The 23,853-nt window shown below is 72.0% G+C and carries 19 protein-coding genes; 10 read left to right on the top strand and 9 right to left on the bottom strand.

The genetic code is table 11. From position 1 onward, the window contains the following. Positions 1-16: 16 nt before the first annotated feature. Genes SLV14N_RS05930 through SLV14N_RS05915 form a run of 4 tightly spaced genes read right to left on the bottom strand, consistent with a single transcriptional unit; the run spans position 17 to position 3,322 of the window. Positions 17-487: a thioesterase family protein gene (locus SLV14N_RS05930; protein WP_263268435.1), complete on the bottom strand. Its 471-nt coding sequence runs from the start codon at positions 485-487 to the stop codon at positions 17-19. Continuing rightward, positions 484-1,452 (bottom strand): 3-hydroxyacyl-CoA dehydrogenase NAD-binding domain-containing protein, encoded by a 969-nt coding sequence (locus SLV14N_RS05925; RefSeq protein ID WP_263268434.1) that lies wholly within the window; start codon positions 1,450-1,452, stop codon positions 484-486. The genes SLV14N_RS05930 and SLV14N_RS05925 overlap by 4 nt, the downstream gene beginning before the upstream one ends. Before the next feature lie 59 nt (positions 1,453-1,511). Beyond that, positions 1,512-2,399 carry a 3-keto-5-aminohexanoate cleavage protein gene (locus SLV14N_RS05920; protein WP_263268433.1) on the bottom strand — a complete coding sequence of 296 codons (888 nt, stop codon included), beginning with the start codon at positions 2,397-2,399 and terminating at the stop codon, positions 1,512-1,514. A gap of 53 nt (positions 2,400-2,452) precedes the next feature. After that, positions 2,453-3,322: a TetR/AcrR family transcriptional regulator gene (locus tag SLV14N_RS05915; RefSeq protein ID WP_263268432.1), complete on the bottom strand. Its 870-nt coding sequence runs from the start codon at positions 3,320-3,322 to the stop codon at positions 2,453-2,455. 207 nt (positions 3,323-3,529) lie between these two features. Between SLV14N_RS05915 and SLV14N_RS05910 the strand changes: the two genes are divergently transcribed. From SLV14N_RS05910 to SLV14N_RS05900, 3 genes are all read left to right on the top strand, one after another. After that, positions 3,530-5,593, top strand: a complete 2,064-nt coding sequence (locus SLV14N_RS05910; protein WP_208680079.1) for a SpoIIE family protein phosphatase — start codon at positions 3,530-3,532, stop codon at positions 5,591-5,593. A gap of 83 nt (positions 5,594-5,676) precedes the next feature. Next, positions 5,677-7,077: a glutamine synthetase family protein gene (locus SLV14N_RS05905; RefSeq protein WP_263268430.1), complete on the top strand. Its 1,401-nt coding sequence runs from the start codon at positions 5,677-5,679 to the stop codon at positions 7,075-7,077. A 198-nt stretch (positions 7,078-7,275) separates the two neighbouring features. Next, a complete protein-coding gene (locus SLV14N_RS05900) occupies positions 7,276-8,565 on the top strand; it encodes an MFS transporter (RefSeq protein WP_263268428.1) in 1,290 nt (429 codons plus the stop codon). A 22-nt stretch (positions 8,566-8,587) separates the two neighbouring features. On the opposite strand, the gene SLV14N_RS05895 is transcribed toward SLV14N_RS05900, so the two are convergent. Continuing rightward, positions 8,588-10,114, bottom strand: a complete 1,527-nt coding sequence (locus tag SLV14N_RS05895; protein ID WP_263268427.1) for a M81 family metallopeptidase — start codon at positions 10,112-10,114, stop codon at positions 8,588-8,590. A 303-nt stretch (positions 10,115-10,417) separates the two neighbouring features. Between SLV14N_RS05895 and SLV14N_RS05890 the strand changes: the two genes are divergently transcribed. The 4 genes from SLV14N_RS05890 (at position 10,418) to SLV14N_RS05875 (ending at position 16,306) form a co-directional block, all read left to right on the top strand. After that, positions 10,418-12,217 (top strand): peptide ABC transporter substrate-binding protein, encoded by a 1,800-nt coding sequence (locus tag SLV14N_RS05890; protein ID WP_263268426.1) that lies wholly within the window; start codon positions 10,418-10,420, stop codon positions 12,215-12,217. Continuing rightward, positions 12,214-13,164 carry an ABC transporter permease gene (locus tag SLV14N_RS05885; protein WP_263268424.1) on the top strand — a complete coding sequence of 317 codons (951 nt, stop codon included), beginning with the start codon at positions 12,214-12,216 and terminating at the stop codon, positions 13,162-13,164. The genes SLV14N_RS05890 and SLV14N_RS05885 overlap by 4 nt, the downstream gene beginning before the upstream one ends. Then, positions 13,161-14,060 (top strand): ABC transporter permease, encoded by a 900-nt coding sequence (locus SLV14N_RS05880; protein ID WP_263268422.1) that lies wholly within the window; start codon positions 13,161-13,163, stop codon positions 14,058-14,060. Before SLV14N_RS05885 ends, SLV14N_RS05880 begins: the two co-directional genes overlap by 4 nt. Positions 14,061-14,164: 104 nt before the next feature. Beyond that, positions 14,165-16,306: an ABC transporter ATP-binding protein gene (locus SLV14N_RS05875; protein ID WP_263268420.1), complete on the top strand. Its 2,142-nt coding sequence runs from the start codon at positions 14,165-14,167 to the stop codon at positions 16,304-16,306. On the opposite strand, the gene SLV14N_RS05870 is transcribed toward SLV14N_RS05875, so the two are convergent. After that, entirely contained in the window at positions 16,293-17,075 is a 783-nt protein-coding gene (locus tag SLV14N_RS05870; RefSeq protein WP_263273029.1) for a L,D-transpeptidase, read from the bottom strand. The two genes, SLV14N_RS05875 and SLV14N_RS05870, sit on opposite strands and share 14 nt — an antisense overlap. Positions 17,076-17,561: 486 nt before the next feature. Between SLV14N_RS05870 and SLV14N_RS05865 the strand changes: the two genes are divergently transcribed. After that, the gene (locus tag SLV14N_RS05865; RefSeq protein WP_208680071.1) at positions 17,562-18,959 is read left to right on the top strand and encodes an NADP-dependent succinic semialdehyde dehydrogenase; all 1,398 of its coding nucleotides are present in this window, start codon (positions 17,562-17,564) and stop codon (positions 18,957-18,959) included. A 289-nt stretch (positions 18,960-19,248) separates the two neighbouring features. Here SLV14N_RS05865 and SLV14N_RS05860 read toward each other — a convergent pair whose 3' ends face one another. Further along, positions 19,249-21,393 (bottom strand): SpoIIE family protein phosphatase, encoded by a 2,145-nt coding sequence (locus tag SLV14N_RS05860; protein WP_263268419.1) that lies wholly within the window; start codon positions 21,391-21,393, stop codon positions 19,249-19,251. A 345-nt stretch (positions 21,394-21,738) separates the two neighbouring features. On the opposite strand from SLV14N_RS05860, the gene SLV14N_RS05855 reads away from it, so the two are divergent. Further along, on the top strand, positions 21,739-22,170 hold the full coding sequence (locus tag SLV14N_RS05855; protein WP_208680069.1) for a DUF2000 domain-containing protein: 432 nt from the start codon (positions 21,739-21,741) through the stop codon (positions 22,168-22,170). Between the two features lie 29 nt (positions 22,171-22,199). On the opposite strand, the gene SLV14N_RS05850 is transcribed toward SLV14N_RS05855, so the two are convergent. Then, positions 22,200-22,793 carry a TetR/AcrR family transcriptional regulator gene (locus SLV14N_RS05850; RefSeq protein ID WP_208687720.1) on the bottom strand — a complete coding sequence of 198 codons (594 nt, stop codon included), beginning with the start codon at positions 22,791-22,793 and terminating at the stop codon, positions 22,200-22,202. A gap of 265 nt (positions 22,794-23,058) precedes the next feature. Here SLV14N_RS05850 and SLV14N_RS05845 point away from each other — a divergent pair, with 265 nt between their 5' ends. Next, a complete protein-coding gene (locus SLV14N_RS05845; protein WP_259670142.1) occupies positions 23,059-23,469 on the top strand; it encodes a DUF3995 domain-containing protein in 411 nt (136 codons plus the stop codon). Here the strand turns inward: SLV14N_RS05845 and SLV14N_RS05840 are convergent. Continuing rightward, positions 23,466-23,825: a hypothetical protein gene (locus SLV14N_RS05840; protein ID WP_208680067.1), complete on the bottom strand. Its 360-nt coding sequence runs from the start codon at positions 23,823-23,825 to the stop codon at positions 23,466-23,468. The two genes, SLV14N_RS05845 and SLV14N_RS05840, sit on opposite strands and share 4 nt — an antisense overlap. Between the last annotated feature and the right edge of the window lie 28 nt (positions 23,826-23,853).

Raw genomic sequence — 23,853 nt, 5'->3', positions numbered from 1 at the left:
ACGCCGTCGCCGCGCCTCACACCTCTCGGATGCCGCGTCCCGCCCACTCCGGCGCCGGAGCCACGAGGGCGGTGAGGTGCGCGCGGGCCGTCGCCGGCAGGGGTGCCGAGCGCCCGGCGGCCTGGTCGATGTGCAGGGTGAACAGCTCCTCGGTGGCCACCGGCTCGCCGGAGGGTTCCCCGGCGAACATCTCGTGGAGGAGTCGGAGCTTCTTGCCGTCGACGCCCAACACGGTGGTGCGGACGGTGAGTTCGCTGTCACGGGCGACCTCGTGGAGGTAGCGGACGTGGGCCTCGACCGTGTAGAGGGAGCAGCCGGTGCGCTCGCGGTAGGCGGCGTCGAGACCGGCCGCGTCCATGAGGGCGTCGGTCGCGAAGCCGAAGACCAGGACGTAGTAGGCCTCGCTGAGATGGCCGTTGTAGTCGATCCACTCGTCCCGGACGGTCCGGCGGAAGAGGGGCGGGCCGCCCGGTGTGCCGTCGGTCATCGGGTGCTCCCCAGCCGCCCCGTGGCGCTAAGGACGTCGATGACGCCCTGGTCACGCGCGGCGACCAGCTCCGCGTACGTACGGCCGCCCGCGGCCTCCCGGCAGCCGTCGACCATGGCGTCGCGCAGCTCACGGTCCAGCTCGGGCGCCTCCAGCCGGGTCCACGGCGACTTCAGGGACGGGCCGAAGTGGTCGAGCATATGGGCCATCCCGCCCTCGCCGCCGGCCAGCGCGAAGGTCAGGCAGGGGCCCATGAACGCCCAGCGCAGGCCCGGTCCTTCGGTGATCGAGGCGTCGATGTCCTCGACCGAGGCCTCGCCGTTGGCGACCATGTGCAGCGCCTCGCGCCAGAGCGCCTCCTGGAGACGGTTGGCGATGAAGCCGGGCAGCTCGCGGTCCATGGTGATCACGGACTTGCCCGCCAGGTCATAGAAGCGGGAGGCCCAGGTGACGGCCTCGCGGTCCGTCTGCTCGCCGCCGACGACCTCGACCAGCGGGATGAGGTAGGGCGGGTTGAAGGGGTGGCCGACGACGAGGCGGCCGGCGTCCTCGGCCGCGGTCTGCATATCGGTCATCGGATAGCCCGAGGTGGAGGAGGCGATGACCACGCCCGGCCGGGTCGCGGCGGCGAGCTCGGCGAGCAGGGAGCGCTTCAACTCCAGCTTCTCCGGGGCGCTTTCCTGGACGAAGTCGGCGTCGGCGACCGCCTCGGCGAGGGTGGGGGCGATCGTCAGCCGGTCCTGCGCGGCGCCCTCGGCCAGGCCTATCCGTTCCAGCGCGGGCCAGGCGGCGGCCACCAGGCGGCGGAGCTTGTCCTCGGCGTCCGCGGCCGGGTCCCAGGCGGTGACGTCGTAGCCACGGGCGAGGAAATGAGCGACCCAGCCGCCGCCGATCACTCCGGCGCCGATACAGGCGATGCGGCGTACGTCCTCGGGGGTGCAGGGGGCAGGGGTGGTTTCAGGCATGGGGGAGCGGCTCCAGGTGGAGGGAGGAGAGGGGAGGAACGGGGGAGGGCGGCCGCGGGTCAGGCGCGGGGCTTCAGGCCCAGCCGGGCGCGCGCCTGGTCGGGGGTGGCGACCGTGGCGCCGAGCAACTCGGTGATCTGGACGGCGCGTTCGACGAGCTGCCCGTTGGTGGCCTTGACGCCCTTGCTGAGGTACAGGTTGTCCTCCAGGCCCACCCGCACATGCCCGCCGAGGAGGATCGACTGGGCGGCCCACGGCATCTGCATCCGGCCGAGCGCAAAGCTCGCCCACTGGGAGCCCTCGGGCAGCATCCGCACCATCGACTGCAGCACCCCCGGGTCGGCCGGCGCGCCCCACGGGATGCCCATGCACAGCTGGAAGACGGTCGGGTCGTCCAGCAGCCCTTCGGCCAGCAGCTGCTTGGCGAACCACAGCTGACCGGTGTCGAAAATCTCCAACTCGGGCCGCACTCCGAGCTCCTGGATGCGCTTCGCGCCCGCCCGCAGCATGTCGGGGGTGGAGACATAGAGGTTGGAGCCGTCGCCGAAGTTGAGGGAGCCGCAGTCCAGGGTGCAGATGTCGGGCAGCAGTTCCTCGACGTGCGGCAGCCGCTCCAGACCGCTGACCAGGTCCGTACCGGGCAGCTGCCGCAGCGGGGCGTCGGGGTCGATCACCAGGTCGCCGCCCATGCCGGCGGTGAGGTTGATGACGACGTCGGTGCCGGTCTCCTTGATCCGCTCGACCACCTCGGCGTACAGCCGCGGGTCGCGCGAGGGATCGCCGGTCCCGGGATCGCGGACATGGATGTGCACCACCGCGGCGCCCGCGGCCGCCGCCTCGACGGCCGATGCGGCGATCTGCTCGGGCGTCACGGGGACGTGCGGGGAGCGGCGGACGGTGTCGCCGGCGCCGGTGAGCGCGCAGGTGATGATGACCTCGTGGTTCACGGGGGTCCCTTCGATGGGGGTGGGTGCCTCGGGCCCGGCGGGGAACGGCGGCGTCAGACGGCGGAGGCGGGGGTGAGCTCGCTCTCGACGAAGGCCAGCAGGGCGGTGTGCATGGTGTCGGGGCCGGTGCTGTCCGGCGCGGTGGCGAGCACCTGCGTGGCCAGGCCGTCGATCAGGGCGGTCAGCCGGAGCGCGGTGAACTCCGGATCGACGGTGCGGAAGACGCCCTGGTCGACGCCGCGGCGTACGACCTCGGCGACGGTGGCGCGCCACTGCCGGTAGTAGTGCTCGTGCAGACGCCCCACGGCGGTGGAGCGGGCGGCCTGGGCCCACAGATCGAGCCAGACCAGCCACTGGCGGCGCTGCTGATCGGTGCGCGGGGTCTGCAGCGCGATGAGGTGCAGCAGTTCGCCGCGGGCGTCGGGGGCCGCGGCCAGCCCCGCGGCGCGGCGCTCGGTGTCCTCGTCCATGCACCAGCGCACGGCCGCTTCCAGCAGCTCGTCGCGGCCGGGGAAGTGGTAGTGGACGGCGGCCGGGCTGGTACCGCAGGCGGCGGCGATATCGGCGACCCGTACGCCGTGGAAGCCGTGCTCGGCGATCAGCCGGACGGTCTCCCGCACGATCTGCAGGGGCCGGCCGCCCTCGGGCACGGCGGCAGGCTCGCGGCCGGGCGGCGCCGCGGGCCGCTCCGGGGCCCCGAGCAGCCAGCCGGTGTCGACCGCGCCGATATCGGCGATGCGCACGATCTCGGCCAGCGTGAAACGCCGGGTACCCCCCAGTGACCTGGACAGTTTCGAGGGGTCCATCACGATCCGGCGGGCGAACTCGCGATGGCTGCAGCCGAGCCGGCCGATCACCTGCCGGACACGGTCCGTGACCTCTCCGGCGTCGTCGGTGACCCGGTCTCCGGGGGGGTCCTTCATGGTCCGGGACCGTAACAGGCGTGTTGAGAACATCGCAACGGTTGGGGGAGGGGGTGGGCGCGTACCGGCCTGCTATAGCCGGGTCCAGGGCGTGGAATTGCGGGATACCTGAGAGTGGAGTCAGTGAAGTGGCGGCTGCTGTCGCAGCCCGACCGGGTAAACGGACTGAAGACGCCGCAATCCGGGTGAATGTGGCAAAGTGACGACATGGCTGACCGGGGAGCGAAGCGGCCCACCGTGTCGGTGCCGGACGACTGGCCCGCCCACCCGGACCTGACCCTGGCCCTCAACGGCATGGGCGCCTTCGACTGGGACCTCGACAGCGGGCTGATGCACATGGACCCGCCCGCCCTCGAGGTGTTCGACATGCTTCCGGCGGAGTACGACGACCGTCCGGCCACGCTCAACTGCCGCGTCCCGGCCCATGAGGCGGCCCGTCTGGACGCCCTGGTCGCCCGTGCGCTCAAGGACGGGAGCGACTCCTACGGCGCCTACTTCCGGGTACGGCTGCGCAACGGTGAGCTGCGCTGGACCCACTCCCAGGGCAGCATCCGCCGCGACGACACCGGCCGGCCCCGCCGCGTCATCGGTGTGGTCCGCGACGCCAGCCACGAATACACCCACGCGGCGGAGCGGCTCGCCGGCGATGAGGAGCGCCGGCGGCACACCAGCGTCGTCGAGCGCACCACCGCCGCCCTGGCGCACGCCCGGACGGTCGGTGAGGTGATCGCGGTGCTCGCCGATGAGCAGGGCCTGAGCCGGCTGGGCGCGGAGAACGTGATCCTGGGCCTCGTCGAGGCGGGACGCATCCGGCTGATCTCCGAGGGCAAGGCGGGCAGCTTCGTCCCCGACCTCGAATACACGCGGGTGGGGGACGAATTCCCGATGAGTGAGGTCGTCCGCACCCTCACCCCGCGCTACGTGGGCAGCCGGGCCGAATTCCGGCACACATACCCCCGGCTGTGGCCGGCCATCGAGCCGCTGAACGTCAACTCCGCCGCCTATCTGCCGCTGATCGCGCAGGGCCGCCCGATCGGGGTGATCGGCCTGTTCTTCGAGCGGGAGAGCGACTTCCGCGACCAGGAGCGCAACGTCCTGGTGGCGCTCGGCAGCAGCATCGCGCAGAGCCTGGCCCGCGCCATGCTCTACGACCAGGAGCACGACCTCGCCGCCGGCCTCCAACAGGCCATGCTGCCCCGCCGGATCCCCGGCATCCCCGGCGCCCAGATCGCCGTCCGCTATCGCTCCGCCCGGATGGGCCGGGACATCGGCGGCGACTGGTACGACGTGATCCCGCTGCCCGATGGCCGGGTCGCCGCCGTCATCGGCGACGTCCAGGGCCACGACACCCAGGCCGCGGCGCTGATGGGCCAGCTGCGGATCGTGCTGCGCGCCTACGCCGCCGAAGGGCACGCCCCCGCCACCGTCATGGGCCGCGCCTCCGCCTTCCTCAACGAGCTGGACACCGACCGCTTCGCCACCTGCACCTACGTCGACGCCGACCTGAGCACCGGCTCGGCCCGGATCGTCCGGGCCGGCCATATCGATCCGCTGCTGCGGCACGCCGAGGGCATCTGCCGCCGGCTGCCGGTGGCCGGCGGGCTGCCGCTCGGGATCTCCTCCGAATTCCGGCGGCTCGACTACCCGGTCACCACCGTCCAGCTCGCCCCCGGAGACACCCTGCTGCTGTGCACCGACGGCATCGTCGAGCAGCCCGGCACCGACCTCGACATCGGGATGCGGGAGTTGGCCCGCGAGGTCCGCGACGGCCCCCAGGACGTCCAGCAACTCGCCGACCGGCTCTGCGAGTCGGCGGGCGACCGGACCGGCGAGGACGATATGGCGCTGCTGCTGCTCCGCCGGCTGGGCGCCCCGGAGCACGACATCGTCGGACGGTTCCGCCAGCACATCGCGCCCGCCGACCCAGAAGGCCTCTCCGCCGCCCGGCACATGATCCGGGCCGCGGTACGCGCCTGGGGCGCGGCGGACCGCGCCGAGGAGATCGAACTGGTCGCCGACGAGCTGATCACCAACGCGCTGCTGCACACCGACGGCGAGGCCGTGGTCAACATCCGTATGCCGCACAGCGTCGGGCGGCTGCTGCGGCTGGAGGTCGAGGACCACTCCAGCAGCCTGCCGCGACGCCGTGAGCCCGGTGAGGCCGGCGTCTCCGGCCGCGGTCTGCTCCTCGTGGACCGCCTGGCGGACGTCTGGGGTGTGGAACCACGCGGCAGCGGAAAGTGCGTATGGTGCGAGTTCAACTGCTCCTGACCGGGCGGCGTCGAGCCGGGCCGGCAAGGGCGATCAGCGGGCACGGGTGCCGGGCACCGGCACGGTCGAATGAGGACGGCTCTATGGGAACGCGGGCTGTGGAACAGCGCGAGGAAGCCCGCCGGTCGGCGGCGCGACTGGAGGCGGAAGGTGTCCGGAATGTGGCGCTGACCTGGGTGGACAACGCCGGCGTCACCCGCGTCAAGACCATTCCGGCGCAGCGGCTCACCGCTGCCGCGGAGCGCGGCGTCGGGATGTCGCCCGTCTTCGACGTCTTCACCTCCGACGACGCCATCACCGCGTCCGAGCACCTCGGCGGACCCGACGGGGACCTGCGGCTCTTCCCCGACCTGGACCGCCTCACCGTACTCGCCGCACAGCCCGGCTGGGCCTGGGCGCCGGTGGACCGCTACGACCTGCTCGGCCGGCCGCACCCCGCCTGCCAGCGGCAGTTCGCCCGGCGGATGGTGGAGCGGGCCCACGCGGCCGGGCTGGAGCTGCGGATGGGCTTCGAAACCGAATGGGTGGTCACCCGCGCCCCGGAGGGACACCACCCGGCCGCCACCGGTCCGGACGAGGTGCTCGACTACCCCTGCGCGGGCCCCGCGTACGGCATGACCCGGGTCGTCGAACTCTCCGACTACCTCCGCGATGTCACCGAGGCGCTGGCCGTCCAGGGCATCGACGTCCTCCAGCTCCACCCCGAGTACGCCCCGGGCCAGTTCGAGGTCACCACCGCCCCGGGCGACCCCGTCCGCGCCGCCGACGATGTGGTGCTGGTCCGCGAGACCGTCCGCGCCGTCTCCGCCCGGCACGGGCTGCGGGCCTCCTTCGCCCCGTCGGTCGTCGCCGGAGAGGTCGGCAACGGCTGCCACCTCCACCTCGGCCTGTACCGCGACGGTGCGAGCCTGCACCGCACCCCCGACGCCCCCTGGGGCCTGGCGCCGGACGCGGTGGCCTTCCTCGGCGGCGTCCTGAACGCCCTGCCCGCCCTGCTCGCCATCGGCTGCCCCTCACCCGCCAGCTATCTGCGGCTGCAGCCCTCCCGCTGGGCCGGCATCTACCAGTGCTGGGGTGTGGAGAACCGGGAGGCGGCGCTGCGTCTGATCACCGGCGCCCCCGACGACCCGGACGGCGGCCACGCCGAGGTCAAGACCTTCGACGCCGCCGCCAACCCGTATCTCGCGGTCGGCGCGGTACTCGCCGCGGGACTGCACGGCATCGAGTCCGCGGCGCAGCTGCCGGCACCGCAGACCGGCGACCCGGGCATCCTCGGCGTCCGCGAACGTGCCCGGCGCGGCATCGTACGGCTGCCCGCCACCCTCACCGAGGCGGCCGACCGGCTGGAGAAGTCCGCCCCGCTGTACGAGGCGATGGGCGAGGTACTGCACGGCGCGGTGCTCGCGGTCCGGCGTGCCGAGGAGGCCCACTTCGCCGACAGCGAGGCCGAGGAGATCGCCGCCGCGACCCGCTGGCGCTGGTGAGACCGGCGGACACCGCGGGGGCGGCAGCGCCCTCCTGGCCACCGGACCGCCCGGCGCCATGACGTACCCCGCCGGGACCGCCGGGGACGGGCGAGCCGGCCGGCCCTCCACCCACATTTCCCCGCGCACGCGCCGGGCGTAAGGGGTGAGCGGCCGGAGTGCCTCTTCCCGCCCCGGCACCCCCGGTGTCCCCGACGCGTGCTTTACTGCCGCGTGCCCTCTACAACGACCTCCGAAAAGGGCGAAATACCCCTGCGCTCACGGATATTCGCCGATCTGACCCCGCTGCGCACCTCCCCGGACTACCGCCGTCTCTGGTGTGGCAACACCATCTCCTGGATGGGCCAGCAGATGACCGCGCTCGCGGTCTCCCTGCAGGTCTATGCCATCACCCACTCCACCTTCTCGGTCGGCCTGGTGGGGCTGTGCTCACTGGTCCCACTGGTCGTCTTCGGGCTCTACGGCGGCGCCATCGCCGACACCGTCGACCGCCGCAAGCTGGGCCTCTACAGCGCCATGGGCGCGACGGTGATGTCCCTGATCCTGGCCACCGCCGCGGTGGCCGGATACCACCGGGTCTGGCTGCTCTACACCGTCGTCGCCTGCCAGGCCGTCTGCTTCGCGATGAACTCACCGGCCCGCAGCTCGATGATCCCGCGGCTGCTGCCCACCGAGCAGCTGCCGGCCGCCAACGCCCTCAACTCCCTGACCAGCAACCTCGGTCTGATGGGCGGACCGATGCTGGGCGGGGTCATCGTGGGCCTGTGGGGCTATCAGACCGCGTATCTGATCGATGTGGTGGCCTTCAGCGGCTCGCTCTACGCGATGTGGCGGCTGCCGTCCATGCACCCCGACCAGGGAGAGGGACCGCGTCGCCGGGCCTCCGTCCTGGACGGCCTGCGCTTCCTCGCCACCCGGCCGAATCTGCGGATGACGTTCTTCTCCGACCTCGCGGCGATGGTGCTCGCCCAGCCGCGCGCACTGTTCCCCGCGGTCGCGGTGCTCTGGTTCGCCGGGGACGCCAAGACCGTCGGACTGCTGGTCGCCGCGCCCGCGGTGGGCGCCGTACTGGGCGGGCTGTTCTCCGGCTGGCTCGGCGGCATCCGCCGGCACGGCCTCGCCATCCTGATCGCGGTGGCCTCCTGGGGCGCCGCCATCGCCTGCTTCGGGCTCTCCCGGCATCTGTGGCCGGCGCTGTTCTTCCTGGCCGTGGCAGGCTGCGCGGACACCGTCTCGATGGTGTTCCGCAGCACCATGCTGCAGGCCGCGACACCGGACGAGATGCGCGGCCGGCTCCAGGGAGTCTTCATCGTCGTGGTCGCCGGCGGCCCGCGGCTCGGGGACTTCCTCGCCGGCTCGGCGGCCGATCTGACCTCCCCGGCCACCGCGGTGATCGGCGGCGGCCTGGCCTGCCTCCTGGCCGTCACCGCGCTCGGCCTCAGCCGCCGGGCCTTCGCCCGCTACGACGCCCGCGATCCACAGCCGTGAGGGCGGGGGGTCCCCGGCCTCCCTACAGCAACACCGGTGTCAGCCCCGGATCCTCGAACCCCTCGTCGTCGAAGGGGTAGAGGGGCCGCAGTACTTTGTGGTGTCCGAGGCGCAGCAGGTCCTGGTCGACGCCGCCGGGGGTGAGGGCGAGCAGCCAGTCCGCGGCCATCTCGTACAGCTCGGGTTCCAGATAGCCGATCTTGACGACCACCAGGTCGTAGGCGAGCGGGTCCAGTGGGCCGAAGTCCGCGCGGGTGTGGAACGGCTTGCGCCGCTCGGTCAGCACCACCGTCACCCCACCGCAGGTGACGGCCGCGGACCGGCCGCCGCCGTCGTAGGCCGGGTTCCCGCGCGGCGCACCGGGGCCGGGTCCGGCCGGCTCTTCCACGGCGGTGACCGTGCCGGTCAGCACATACGGTGCGGTGTGCGGGCCGGTGCCGGCGCTGAACCGGCCGCCCACGCCGAGCGTGACCTCGGCGCCCACCCCGGCGGCGCAGCAGACGGCGACGGCCTCGGGGTCGGTGATGCCCGGGTGCAGCGCGGTGACCCGGCCGCTCGCCAGCTCCTCGTGGGCCAGCAGCCGGCCGAGCATGTACGCGAGGTCCCCGGCGCCGCCCGCGGTCGGGTTGTCGCCGGAGTCGCTGATCAGGAACGGGCGGGCGGGGGAGGCGACGGCGCGGGCGATACAGCTGTCGGCGTCACCGGTCGGGCCGACGAAGACGAAGTCGCGCCGGGCGTCCCAGTACGCACGGGCCAGCGATCCGGCCTGCGCCAGGGCGAGTTCGGGATCGTCCGCGGTGACCACCACGGCGGCCCGGCAGCGTGCCTCGTCGGCCCAGGCGTAGCCCACCCAGATCGCCGCGTCCACGACCCCGTCGAGCGCCTCGACCGAGGCCAGCCGTCCGTAGAGCGATCTGGCCGGTTCCAGCCGGGTGCTGGTCTTCTCGCCGGGGAGCAGGACGGGAATCTGCGCCCAGGCCCGGTGCGGGCGGCCCCGCCCGTGGACCAGCCGCTCGACGAGCTTGCGGGCGGCCCGCTCCCGGGTCTCCCAGGCGTCCTCGTGCGGGGCCATCCGGTGCGCGGTGAGCAGATCGAGGTGCTCGGCGAAGCGGCGCGAGACATTGCCGTGCAGATCCATGGCGGCCGAGATCAGGGTGCCGGGGCCGGTCGCGGCCCGTACCGCGGCGGTGAGATCGGCCTCCGCGTCATCCAGCCCGATCACGCTCATGGCGCCGTGGATGTCGTACACCAGCCCGTCCAGCGGGCCCGACTCCTCGATCCGGAAGGTCAGTTCGTCCTTGATGCGGTCGTAGGCGGCGCGCTCGACCGGCCCGCCGGGCACCGCGACGGCATGCACCAGCGGCACCCACTCCACGAGTCCGGACAGCTCGCCGTCCGGCCGGATCCAGGTGTAGCGGTCCAGCAGCGCACGCTCCCGGGTGATGCGGAAGTCGTCGTATCCCGAGCGGTGCGGGCAGAACTGGCTGGACTCGATGGCCATACCGCCGATGCCGATGCGGAGCCGGGAACCGGAAGGGGTGGACGACATGGGGCTCACTTTCCCTCGGGCGGGCGGGAGTTGACCAGAGCGCCTCAGCGGGCGGTGGCCGGCGAGCGGAACCCGTCCGTGGCGGGCAGCCGGGGCGGCACGGCGTGGCCGGCGCCCAGCAGCCCCGCGTCCGGGCCGCAGACGTCCGCACTGATGGTGAGTTCGCCGGCGCCAAGGGCGGACGGCGCTCGAACTCGCCGACAAGAGACCCCAGTTGGCCTTGTTTCGCCAGGGTCTTGACTTCTTTTCCCGGCCCTCCGTACTTTGCTCGCACTTCGACCGGCCGACTCCCCCGGAGGCAGCATGGGTCCGCGCACCACACGCATCCGCGGGTCCCTGGGGCGTATGGCGGCCGCCGTCCTGCTCGGTACCTTCGTGCTCATCAGCTGCGGGCCGCCTGGCAACGTTGTCACCGACCTCGGTGTCACCGGCGGCACACCCGTCGAGGGCGGCACCGTCACCATGGCGCTGCCGCCCGCCGCCACTCCCAACTGGATCTTCCCCATCGGCGCCCCCGGCTACCTGGCGTCCTACAACAGCGCCATCCAGAACCTGCTGTTCCTGCCGCTGTTCACCCCCGAGCGCAAGGGCGCGGCGCTGACCATGGACTCGCCCCGCGGCCTCGCGGAAAGGCCCCGCTACCGCGACGGCAACAAAACGGTCACCATCACCCTGAAAAAGGGGCGTGAATGGTCCGACGGAAAGCCTGTCACCACCCGCGATGTGAAGTTCTGGTTCGATCTGATCAAGCACAACAAGAAGGACTGGGCCGGTTATTCGCCCGGACTGATGCCGGATGACGTCAAGGCCTTCGAAATCGTCGACGACCGGACCTTCCGTCTCCGGCTGGACCGCGCCTACAACCCGGCCTGGTTCACCGCCAACGAACTCCAGGACTTCGTCGCCCTCCCCGTACACGCCTGGAACCCCGGTAACCAGAGCCCCGAGCGGGCCTTCGCCCGGCTGATGCGGCACGCCAGGCAATTCTCCCGGTTCGCCACCGACCCCCTGTGGCAGACCGTCAACGGGCCCTGGAAGGTGGAGAAATGGGCGACCTCCGGGCAGGTCTCCCTGATTCCCAACAAGCGCTACCGAGGGCCTGACACACCCCATCTCGACCGTGTGGTCCTCAAGCCCTTCACCACCGCCGACTCCGCATTCAATGTGCTGCGCGCCGGCGGCGTCGACTACGGCTATATCCCGCCCTCGATCATGGCGCAGTCGGCGAAATTCCGGGAGATGGGCTACCGGATCGACCCGTGGGAAGGCTGGGCGATCACCTATATCGTCCTCAACTTCCAGCACCCCACGGCCGGACCGCTGCTGCGCCAGGCCTATCTGCGCCAGGCGCTCCAGCATCTGATCGACCAGAAGGCGCTGTCCCGGGTGGTCTGGCACGGCAGCGCCGCACCCACCCTCGGCCCGGTCCCCGCAGGTCTCCTCGACCGCGACCCGTATCCGTACGACCCCCGGCGGGCGAAGGCGCTGCTCGCCGGGCACGGCTGGGCCGGGCGGGCCGGTGTGCTGCGCTGTGTACGGCCCGGGACCGGCGCGGGGGAGTGCGGTGCGGGCATCAAGGACGGCCAGGAGCTGCGGCTCACGCTACTCGCCCAGTCCGGCTCGACCGAGACCTCCAACACCATGCAGGTCATCAAGTCCGAATTCGGTAAGGCAGACATCACTCTCGACATCCGGCAGCAGCCGCTGAACACCGTCCTGGGCACCACCGTCCCCTGTAAACGGACCGAACCCCGCTGCGCGCAGTGGCAGCTCGGCTTCTTCGGCACCCAGGGCAGCTGGTACTTCCCGCCCGACCCCAGCGGAGAAAAGATCTTCGCGAGCAATGCGCCCTCGAACATGGGAAGTTGGTCCGATTTCCGCACCGACCGGCTGATCCGGGCCACCGAGTACTCCGACGACCCGGCCGCCCTGCGTGACTACGGCCGGGAGGTGGCCCGTCAGCTCCCGGTCCTGTGGACCCCCAACCCCGCCTACCAGGTCTCCGTCATCCGCAACGATCTGCGCGGCGTCGACCAGAACCCGACCCTGTCCCTGGCGCCGCAGAACTGGTACTTCGTGAAGAAGGGCGGGGCCGGCCGGTGATCCGTTTCCTGGTAAAGCGCCTCGTCGAGGCCCTCGTCGTGCTGCTGCTGGTCTCCGTGATCGTCTTCGTCCTGCTGCATCTGCTCCCCGGCGGCCCGGCCCGCGCCATCCTCGGTGTGCAGGCCACCCCGGAGGCCGTCGACCACTTCAACCACCAGCAGGGGTACGACCGTTCCCTGCCCGAGCAGTACCTCAGGTACCTGGGACGGCTGCTCACCGGTGACCTCGGCGAGTCCTACAAGCTCAACCAGGACGTCTTCGCGCTGCTCGCCGAGCGGCTGCCCAAGACCGCACTGCTCGCCGGCCTCGCCCTGGCGCTCGCCGCGCTGCTCGCCGTCCCGCTGGGCATCCTCCAGGCCGTACGCCGCGGCAAGGCCGTCGACCACGTGCTGACCGCTGCGGCCTTCCTCGCCTACGCCACTCCGGTGTTCTTCCTCGGCCTGGTGCTCATCCTGGTCTTCAGCCAGGAGCTCCCCCTGCTGCCCGCCGAGGCGCCACAGGCCGACACGGTGGGCGGCCTCCTCGCCGAACTGCCCGCTCTCGTCCTCCCCGTCGTGACCGCCGCGCTCGGCATCATCGCCGCCTTCAGCCGCTATATGCGCTCCGCCGTCCTCGACAACCTCGGGGAGGACTACGTACGCACCGCCCGCGCCAAGGGGCAGTCGCCCGCCCGCCTCATGACCCGACATGTGCTGCGCAACGCCCTCATCCCGCTGGCGACCCTCCTCGGCCTCTACCTCCCCACCCTCTTCAGCGGCACCCTCGTCGTCGAGTCGATGTTCAACTACCCGGGAATGGGGCTGCTGTTCTGGAACGCCGCCCAGAGCTCGGACTTCCCCGTCCTGCTCGGCGTCACCCTCGTCGTCGGCACCGCCACCGTCCTCGGTTCCCTGATCGCCGATATCGCCTATGCCGTCCTCGACCCGCGCATCAGGAGCGTGACGTGACGCCCTCCTCCCTCGACGCCGCCGCCCGGACGGACACCGCCCCGGCCACCCCCGGCCCCGCCCGCCGCACCCTGGCCGTCTTCGCCCGCAACAAACTCGCCCTCACCGGCGCCCTGGTGCTGCTCGTCCTGTGCGCCTTCTGCTTCCTCGGGCCGCTGGTCCACCCCACCGACCAGATCCACACCGACCTCGCCCAGGCCGGCCGGGCCCCCGGCGCGGGCCATCCGCTGGGCACCACCGACCTGGGCCACGACGAGCTGGGCCGGCTGATGTACGGCGGCCGGACCTCCCTCGAAGTCGGGCTGGCGGCAGGGCTGCTGGCCACCCTCTTCGGGACGGTCTACGGCGCCGTCGCGGGCTACTTCGGCGGCTGGGCGGACGCGGTGATGATGCGCGTCACCGATGCCGCACTCGCCATTCCGGCGCTCTTCCTGCTCGTCGTGGTGGCCGCGATCGTCACCCCCGGCAAGCCCCTCCTCATCCTGATCATCGCCTCCGTCGCCTGGCTCTCCCCGGCCCGCCTCGTCCGCGGTGAGGCGCTGGCGCTGCGCAGCCGCGACTACATCCACGCGATGCGGCTGATGGGCGGCGGAGGCGGCCGTGCCGTCTTCCGGCACATCCTCCCCAACGCCCTCGGCACCGTCATCGTCAACGCCACCTTCCAGGTGGCCGACGCCATCCTCTACGTCGCCTATCTGTCCTTCCTGGGCCTGTCCCTCCCGCCGCCCGCCGCCGACTGGGGCTCCCTGCTCTCGGCCGGCCTCACCTACACCCAGGTCGGCCACTGGTGGCTGATCTTCCCGCCGGGCCTCGCGATCGTGCTGACCGTCGCCGCCTTCCACTGCGTCGGAGACGGTCTGCGGGACGCCTTCGACGTACGGCTGAAGAAGCCCTGACGCCGGCTTCCCGGCGAACCGACGCGGGTCTCCCCGACGAACTGACGCGGCTTTCCCCGAAGAACCGACGCGGTTCCGGACGAACTGAAGCGAGGAACCACACCATGACCGACTCGCTCCTGATGATCGACGCTCTGCAGGTGGAGATCGCCGGCCGCGGCCGCACCGTCCGGGCCCTCGACGGGATCGACCTCGACCTCGTCCCCGGTGAGGCGCTCGGCATCGTCGGCGAATCCGGCTGCGGGAAGACCATGACCGCGCTGTCCGTCCTCGGCCTGCTGCCGCCCGGCGGGAAGATCACCGGCGGCCGGATCCTGTTCGACGGCACCGATCTCGCCGCCGCCCCGGAACCCGTGCTGCGGAAGGTCCGCGGCCACACCGTCGGCATGGTCTTCCAGGACCCGCTGACCTCCCTCAACCCCACCCTCACCATCGGCGCCCAGGTCGCCGAACCCCTGCTGCTGCACACCCGGCTGACCAGGGCCGAGGCCTGGGCCAGGGCCGAGGAGACCCTGCGGCTGGTCGGTCTGCCGCGCCCGGCCGAACGGCTGAAGAACTATCCGCACCAGCTCAGCGGTGGCATGCGGCAGCGCGTCGCGATCGCCATGGCCCTGGTGTGCGAGCCCCGGCTGCTGATCGCCGACGAACCGACCACCGCCCTCGACACCACCACCCAGCACCAGATCCTGGAACTCATCGACTCCCTGCGGGCCCGCCTCGGCATGGCGATGATCCTGGTCAGCCACGACCTCGGGGTGATCGCCCGCCGGGTCGACCGGGTCGCGGTGATGTACGGCGGCCGGATCGCCGAACGGGCCCCGGTCCGCCCGCTGTTCGCCACTCCACGGCATCGCTACACCCAGGCGCTGTTCGCCGCCCTCCCCGACCGCGCCACCGCCGAAGGGCGGCCGCCGGCCACCATCCCGGGGCTGCCGCCGACCCTCACCACCCGCCCGGCCGGCTGCCGCTTCGCCCCCCGCTGCGGCTTCGTCACCGACCTCTGCCACACCGCCGAGCCGGAGCTCACCGACGGCCTCGCCGCCACCGCACCCGCCGCCACCGCACCCGCCACCGCCCATGCCTTCGCCTGCTTCCACCCCACGGGACCGGTACCCGGCGCCGGCCCGTTTTCCGGCGTGGCCGCAACCTCCGGCGCCACCCCGACCTCCGGCGCCACCCCGACCTCCGGCGCCGCCCCGGCCGCCGAGCCGCGTCCGCCCGTCCCCGCCGCGCCCACGGTGCGCACGGACGAACCCCTCCTGCGGCTCGCCGATGTCAGCAAGACCTACCCGCTGCACGGCGGCCCCTTCGCCCGCCGCAAAGGGGCCGCCGAGGTCAGTGCCGTGGCCGGGATCTCGCTCACCGTCCGACGCGGTGAGACCTTCGGCATCGTGGGGGAGTCCGGCTGCGGCAAGTCCACCCTCGGCCGGATGGCCGTCGGCCTGGAGGCGCCCACCGGCGGCACCATCCACATCGCCGGACGCGATATCGCCACTCTGAACAAGCGGGAGCTGCGCACCCACCGGCGGGCCGTCCAGCTGATGTTCCAGGACTCCGCCGCGGCCATGGACCCGCGGATGCGGGTGGGCGCCGTACTGCGCGAACCGCTGGTCATCCAGGGCATCGGCGACCGCACCGAGCAGCGGCGGCGGATCGCCGGGCTGCTGGACGACGTCGGGCTGCCGCGCGGTGCGGTGGACCGCTACCCGCACGAATTCTCCGGTGGCGAGCGCCAGCGCCTCGGCCTGGCCCGCGCCCTGGTGCCGGGCCCGTCCCTCGTCGTCGCCGACGAGCCGGTCTCCGCGCTCGACGTTTCGGTCCAGGCGCAGATCCTCAACCTGATGCGCGCACTGCAGCGCGAGAAGGGGATCGGCTATCTCTTCATCTCGCACGACTTGGCGGTGGTGCGGCATCTCGCGGACTCCGTCGGCGTGATGTACCTCGGCAAGCTCGTCGAGACCGGCCCCGCCGAGCAGGTCTTCACCCGCCCCCTGCACCCGTACACCCGAGGTCTGCTGGACAGCGTCAGCACACCCGATCCGGACGCCGTCCCGCCCGGCACCCCGCTCGGCGGCGAAGCCCCCTCGGCGGCCGACCCGCCCTCCGGCTGCCGCTTCCGCACCCGCTGCCCGCTCGCGACGGCACTGTGCGCGACCACCGAGCCGCCGCCGGCCGAGCCGGAGACGGCGGGCCACCGGGTGGCCTGCCACTTCCCGCTCACCTCGGCACCGCTCAGTAGCGGGTGAGCGCGGTCGGCCCGGACGCGGTGCCGAGGGCGATATGCGGATGTGCGGAGGGCCGCACCCAGGACAGGATCCGCGCCATCGCCCCGGCCGGTACGGACACACAGCCGGCCGTGGCGCCCCTCCCGTGGACATGGAGGAAGATCCCGGCGCCGCGGCCGCGCACCGGACGGTGGTAGTTGAAGCCGATGACCAGGGCCCGGCCGTACTGCGTCGGATAGTCGGCCAGCCGCTCGGACTCACCGGGCGCGCAGTCCGGGGGCAGGGGGTCCACCCAGCGGTTGTAGGAGGCGGAGGCGTTGTCCTCGCACCACCAGGAGGCGGCGCCGACCCTGCGGTAGGGGGTCGTGGTGCCGGGCGGCGCCGGCGCGGTCCCGAAGCCGAACGGCAGGTCGTACAGCCCGGTCGGGGTGGTCGCGGTGCCCTGCACCCGGCTGCCGCCCTCGGCCAGCCCGCCGGCCCCGAAACGGGCCGGTGCCGAACCCACCTGCCGCCAGCGGCCGTTGTGCCGCTGCCACCACCGCACGGTCCCGGTGGTGGCGCCGGTGGTGCGCGCACGGGCGGTGACGAGCTGGGTGCCGCCGCCGGTGTCGGCCATGGTGGCGGGGAGGGGGACGCGCGGAGTGGGGGAGACGGCGGGCGGCGTGGCCGCCGAGCCGGGGGCGGCAGGCACACCCAGCACCACCCCGGCCGCTGACAGCAGCGCGACCGCCCTGGCCCCGAGCCGGGGGCGGGCCGTCGCCAGGCGTGTCGTCGTCCTTGTCCGCGTCATGGGCATGACCGCACGGTAGGGCGTGACCGGCGTGCCCGGCGCCGCCCGATCGGGTCATATACGCCGGGCCCGTCCCCCGCGCAACCCGTCCGCGGCAATCCGCCGTGCGCCGGGGCCATGGACGGGCGAAACTCGGGTACGGGGGCTCATGTGCCACTAGCCGTCTCATTCTGGAGGCCCGCAGTGCAGCGGCAACCGCATACGTGCAGTGAGCGCACGCTCGACCGCGACCCGCAGCCCACGCCGGAGCCGGGGGGCCCACCGCCGAACCCCGTCCCCGACCCGCTCCCCGGCCCGCCGGTCCCGCCCGCGCCACCGGAACCCATACCGCCGGAACCGTCGCCGATACCCCGTCCGCCCGGACCCGATCCCGACCCGGTCCCGGAGCCGTCCCCGGCTCCTTCGCCGCTCTCCTAGGAGCCGCCCGGACTTTCGCCCCGTATACCGCGGGTACCACGTCCCCGCACCACCAAGGAGGTGCTGATCATGGCCATCGCCACGGTCAACCCGGCCACCGGCGAGACCCTGAAGACCTTCGACGCGCTCAACGCGGGCGAGATCGAAGATCATCTGGTCCGGGCGGAGCAGGCCTTCCAGGAGCACCGCACCACGAGCTTCGCCCGCCGCAGGGAACTGCTGCTCGCGGCCGCCGACCTGCTCGACGCCGACCAGGACGGCATCGCCCGCACCATGACCACCGAGATGGGCAAACCGCTGGCCCAGGCGCGCGCGGAGGCCGCGAAGTGCGCCAAGACCATGCGCTGGTACGCCACCCACGCCGAGGCGCTGCTCGCCGACGAGCACCCCGACCCCACCGACGTCAGCGACTCCGGCGCGCGGCGCGCCGTGGTGCGCTACCGCCCCCTCGGCACCGTCCTCGCGGTGATGCCCTGGAACTTCCCGCTCTGGCAGGTCGTACGATTCGCCGCGCCCGCCCTGATGGCGGGCAACACCGGGCTGCTCAAGCACGCCTCGAACGTCCCGCAGACCGCGCTCTACCTTGAGGAACTCTTCCGCCGGGCCGGCTACCCCGAGGGCTGTTTCCAGACCCTGCTGATCGGCTCCGGTGCGGTCGAGGACCTCCTGCGCGACCCGCGGATCGCCGCCGCGACCCTGACCGGCAGTGAACCGGCCGGCCGCTCGGTGGCTTCCATCTCCGGCGACGAGGTCAAGAAGACCGTCCTCGAACTCGGCGGCAGCGACCCGTTCGTCGTGCTCCCCTCCGCCGACCTCGACAAGGCGGCCCGCGTCGGGGTCACCGCGCGCGTCCAGAACAACGGGCAGTCGTGCATCGCGGCCAAGCGGTTCATCGTGCACGAGGACGTCTACGACGCCTTCGCCGAGCGGTTCACCGGCCGGATGACCGCGCTGACGGTCGGCGACCCGATGGACGAGAACACCGACATCGGGCCGCTCTCCAGCGAACAGGGCCGCTCCGACCTGGAGGAGCTCGTCGACGACGCGGTCCACAAGGGTGCCACCGCGCTGTGCGGCGGACAGCGCCCGCCGCAGCACCGCGCCGGCTGGTTCTACGAGCCGACGGTGCTGTCCGGCATCACCCCCGAGATGCGCATCCACCACGAGGAGGCGTTCGGGCCGGTCGCCACGCTCTACCGCGTCGCCGACGTGGACGAGGCGGTGCGGGTCGCCAACGACACCCCGTTCGGGCTCAGTTCCAACGCCTGGACCCGGGACCCCGACGAACAGGACCGCCTCGCCCGCGATCTGCAGGCCGGCGGGGTCTTCTTCAACGGGATGACCGCCTCCCACCCGGGCCTCCCGTTCGGCGGCGCCAAGCGCTCCGGCTACGGGCGGGAGCTCTCCGGCCACGGCATGCGGGAGTTCTGCAACATGACGACGCTGTGGTACGGGCCGGAGGACTGAGGACCGCGGCGCGGCACGGGAGTTGGCCCCGACGGGCGCGCGTGCCGGAGCGGTTTTCGCCGGGGACGTGAGAGGGTACGTTCCGGTCAGGCCGAGTCGGCCAACGGCCAGGTTGGTCGGCTCGGCCCCTTGCGGACCGGGCGCGGGACGACATCACCGGACCTGACGTCCGGCTCCCCACCACTGACGTACCGCAGCACCGACGTACCGCAGCACTGACATGCCGCAGCCCTGACGTACCGCCAATTCCTCAGCCCGGCCCGGCAATTCCCCGGCACACACAGCGAACTCAGTGTGCGAGATCCGTCGTGTCCGGCACCGCGAACTCACACCACAGGGCCTTGCCCGCGCCGCGCGGCTCGGCGCCCCACTCGTCGGCGAGGGCCTCGACCAGCATCAGCCCCCGGCCCGACGTGGCGGTCTCCCCGGGGCTGCGCCGCCGCGGCCAGCGGCTGGAGCGGTCCTCGACCTCCAGCCGGATCCTGCTCGGGGTGCCGGGCAGCAGCTCCACGGAGACCAGGGCGCCGCTCTCGGTGTGCGTCAGCGCGTTGGCGATCAGCTCGGAGGCGGCGACCTCGATGTTGTGCATGACGGCGCCCGCCCGCCACTGGTCCAGGATGCGCCGCAGCGCGGAGCGGACCTCCGCGGTGCCCGACGGATCGGCCTGATGGACATGCAGCCGCATCCGCGGTGTGGTGGCGCCCCCGGGACCGGGCAGCCGGTGCAGCAGCAGAAGGGCCATATCGTCCTCGGAGCCGGGATCGGCCCACAGATGGTCCGAGAGCCGGTCGGCGAGCGCCTCCAGGTCCGTGGGCCCGGCGCGGACCGCCGCGGACAGCGCGTCGATGCCCGCGGAGATGTCCCGGCCGGGCTGTTCCACCAGGCCGTCGGTGCACAGCAGCAGCGTCGACCCCGGCTCCAGGAACAGCTGGGTCTCCGGGAAGTGGTCGTGCCCGAAGTGCGTGGCCAGGCCCAGCGGCAGCCCGCCGCGGACCTCGGGCCAGTCGATGTGCCGGGAGCTGTTGCTGATCAGCGGGCCGAGATGGCCGGCCCGTGCGAGGTGCAGCGCCCCGGATTCCAGGTCGGCCTGGATGTACGTACATGTCGCGAAGCGCTCGGTGTCCAGCTCGGCCAGAAAGCGGGAGGCCCGCACCAGCACGGTCTCCGGGGAGTGCCCCTCGCTGGCGTAGGCGCGCAGGGCGATGCGCAGCTGGCCCATGACGGCGGCCGCATGGGTGTCGTGGCCCTGCACATCGCCCACCACCAGCCCCGTCCGCCCCTGGGGCAGCGCGATCACGTCGTACCAGTCGCCGCCGATGTCCCGCCCGACGCTCGCCGGGTGATAGCGCACGGTGACCGCACCGCCCGTGAGGGGCGGAAGCCGGCGCGGCAGCATCGTCGCCTGCAGCCCCGTCGCGAACTCCCGCTCCTGATCGAAGAGGGTCGCCCGCTGCACCGACTGCGCGACGACACCGGCCAGCGCCAGCGCCAGGTTCCTGGCCTCCGGCGACTGCACCGCCGGCTCGGCGTTGAACAGCCCCAGCGCACCGATGACGGTGTCCTGCGCGACCAGCGGAAGAAAGGCCGCGCTGCCCGCCGGCAGCACATCGGTGTACGGGCGCAGCCGCGGATAGCGGGCGATCAGCTCGCCGCGGCTGCCGAGGAAGATGGGCCGCCGTGAGCGCGCCGTGTCGGCCAGCGGCAGGGTGTCGTCCAGCCGGGAGGTCATCATGTCGGCGGGCACCTCGCCCTCCAGCCCGGCGGTGGCGATGACCTCGAACTGATCGTTCTCCACCAGCCCCAGGACCAGTCCGTCCGCACCGAACCGCCGGGCGCCGCCGGTCCCGGTGAGCACCCGGGTCACATCCTTGACGGACAGCGCACGGGCCAGTGCGGCGGTGGTCTGCTGCACCATCACGGTCTGCCGCTGCCGCTCCTGCTGGAGCGAGCGCAGCAGCGCGGAGTCCGCCAGCTCGCTGGTCGCCTCCCGGACGATGCCGATGATCCGGTACGGCCTCCCGTCCGCGTCGTGCAGAATCCGCCCCTGGGAGTGCGTCCAGCGCTGGGTCCCGTCGCGGCACTGGACCCGGAAGTAGGCGCCGTAGGACGAGAGGCCGTCCTGCAGGGCCTGGGAGAGCGCCTCGTCGAGCCGCAGGCCCTCCTCCGGCGGCACCCGAGTGACCAGGGACATCGGTGCCCCGTCGTACTCCTCCGGGCGGAGGTCGAAGACCTCCATGGCACCGGGGTCCAGGTCCATGGAACCGCCGTCCAGGTCCCAGTCGAAGGTGCCCATCCGGTTGAGCGAGAGCCGCTCGCGCAGCCCGATGGCCTCATGGTGCGACACCCCGGGGGCGTCCTCCGCGACGAGGCGCCACTCCCGGTCGGCCAGCGGGTCGTAGTCCTTGTCGGACGGTTCCAGGGGCGGGCCGGTCATGGCGTGCCGCGCCTCGTGCCCCGGCCGCGCGGGATGTGCGGCCTCGCTCCTCGCGGGCAGCGGTGCATCGGGACGGCAACCGGCCACGCCACGCCGAGCACACCTCGCACCCTCGGTCGCGGGCCGTTGACCGGGGCCGATATCCACCGGAACGCGACCATGCGAACACCCTAGGCGCGGGTCGCAGCCCCCGCATTTCCGGTGCCGCCGGACACCGATGGGGGGATTACGGAGGACGGGTGAGGGGGGAGGGGCGTGAGGGCGCCATACGCGGAAACCTCTTGCCGTGCCACCATGCCAGGAACGTACAAGAAGGCGCGCAGGGGCGGTTGGCAGTCTCGGAGCATGACGATCGAGCACGCCCCCGTACGATTCGACGCCAAAATTGCCGTTCTGCTGCGCGAGGACCTGGAGTCCTGGCAGCGGCTGAATGTGACCGCTTTCCTGGTCAGCGGTCTCGGCTCACAGCTCCCCGAAGTCATCGGCGACCCGTACGCCGACGCCGACGGCACCCCGTATCTGCCCATGTTCCGCCAGCCCGTCCTGGTCTTCGAAGGGACGAAGGAGACGCTGACCGCCGCGCACGGCCGCGTCCTGTCCCGCTCGCTTCCCCGGTCGGTGTTCACCTCAGACCTCTTCGCCACCGGCAACGACCGCGACAACCGCGCGGCGGTGCGGGCGGTGCCGAAGGACCAGTTGGATCTGGTGGGTCTCGCCGTGTACGGACCGCGCAACGCGGTCGACAAGGTGCTCAAGGGCGCCCGCATGCACCCCTGAGCGCGGCGGCACGGCACCAGCGCGGCGCGCTACCGGTGCTCGGTGCTGCCGTCGGGCCGGCGCGGAGAGTCGAGCAACCACCTCGTGGTCAGTTCGTGGACGTCGGCGCGGCTGCGATCGCCGTGGTCGGCGAGCACGAACCGGTCGGCGATGTACAGCGAGAAGGTGATCAGGCAGCGCGCCTCGACGTCGTCCTCGTCGGCGCAGAAGGCACGGAACAGCGAACGAAGGTAGTCCATATGGCGGTTGTCGACGCGCCGAAGGCGCTCGGCGACCGCCGGGTCGTGCCGGGCCCAGTCGCGGATCGCCAGGTCGGTCGTGATGGCCGAGTCGAGCCCGTCACCGGTGTCGACGATCGCGAACAGATGCCGCAGCCGGGCCTTCGCATCGCCGCCTTCCTTCTCGACGCGTGCTTCCACGTCGTCGGTGATCTCGCGTTCCCAGCGGTCGAGCATCTCCTCCAGCAGGGCGCGCCGGTCGGAGAAGTATCCGTAGAAGCCGCCCTTGGACACCCCCAGCGCCTTCGCCAGCGCCTCGATCTGGACGGCATCCGGGCCGCCTGCCGCGAGCGCACGCAGTCCTTCATCGATCCACTTGTGCCGCGGGGTGCGAGCCACCGCCATGATCTGCTCCGTTCCGCTTCGACCAGCCATCTATACGCCATCGTATAGATGGGTGCTAGAGTTCCATCTATACGGCGCCGTATAGATGAGGAGTGGTCATGACACTCCCACACGCCACGCGCACCTCCCGTCCGAACAAGCCGAAGCTCACGCGCGCGGCCGACCGGATCGGGATCGCCGTGGCCCTCGGCGCAAGGGGCGCCGAAGGTCGTGGAACAAGCACACTGAGTTGGAGGCACTGCATATGGTCCGCACGCTGGTCCCTATGGTGTTGGCGATTGTCCTCACGGTAATTGGCTTGTTGCACTTCATCTGGGCGTTCTCGCACTGGCCGATGAAGAATGCAGTCACGTTTACCAAGACGTTCGCCGGCACCGACGACGGCGTGATGCCGCCGGCACCGATCACCCTTCTGGTAGGTCTGGCGCTGATCGGTGGCGCTGTGCTCACCCTCATGGTGAATGAGTCCCTCCCGGCAATCGGCCCGGAGTGGCTGCGCTTGGTGGGCATGTACGGCTTGACGGTGGTGCTGCTCGTCCGAGGCCTGGGCGGCTACTTCATGAACTCCGGAGCCGCCGTCGAATTCCAGCAGTTGAACACTGTCCTGTACTCGCCCTTGTGCGTGGTACTCGGCTCCCTGGGCGGCATTGTCGCGGTAGCCGCGAGCAGGCGTTAGCCTCTTCGGACTGCGGAGCAGGAGGCCCGGCTCGTCGAGACGTCCTGGATTACATCGAGTTCCGGCTCATGGTGCAGGAGTTCAGAGGTGATGCGGCTACTGAGCCACCCTTCCAGGAATGCGGCGACCCCGCAGTCGAACCGTTCGTGCTCGTCGTCACCGAATGGTGTGCACAGGCAGAGCGCGCCCCAGAAGTCGCCGCGTCCGTACGCCTCCACCACCTGCTTGAAGTCGTCCGGTAGCGGCGTGCCCAGCGCCCGCTCGGCATCACCCCAGTCGCCGGACCCGTTCACCGCTTCGGCCGGCGGTGGTACCCGTTCCATGATGCGGGCGAGCGGGCCATGCGAGTCGATCATGTACATACCTTAGAGCCGGTCTACGACG

Origin of the sequence: Streptomyces sp. Je 1-4 4N24 (assembly GCF_026239515.1) — a bacterium.
GTDB lineage: Bacteria > Actinomycetota > Actinomycetes > Streptomycetales > Streptomycetaceae > Streptomyces > Streptomyces nigrescens.
This window is presented reverse-complemented; position numbering and strand designations above follow the sequence as displayed.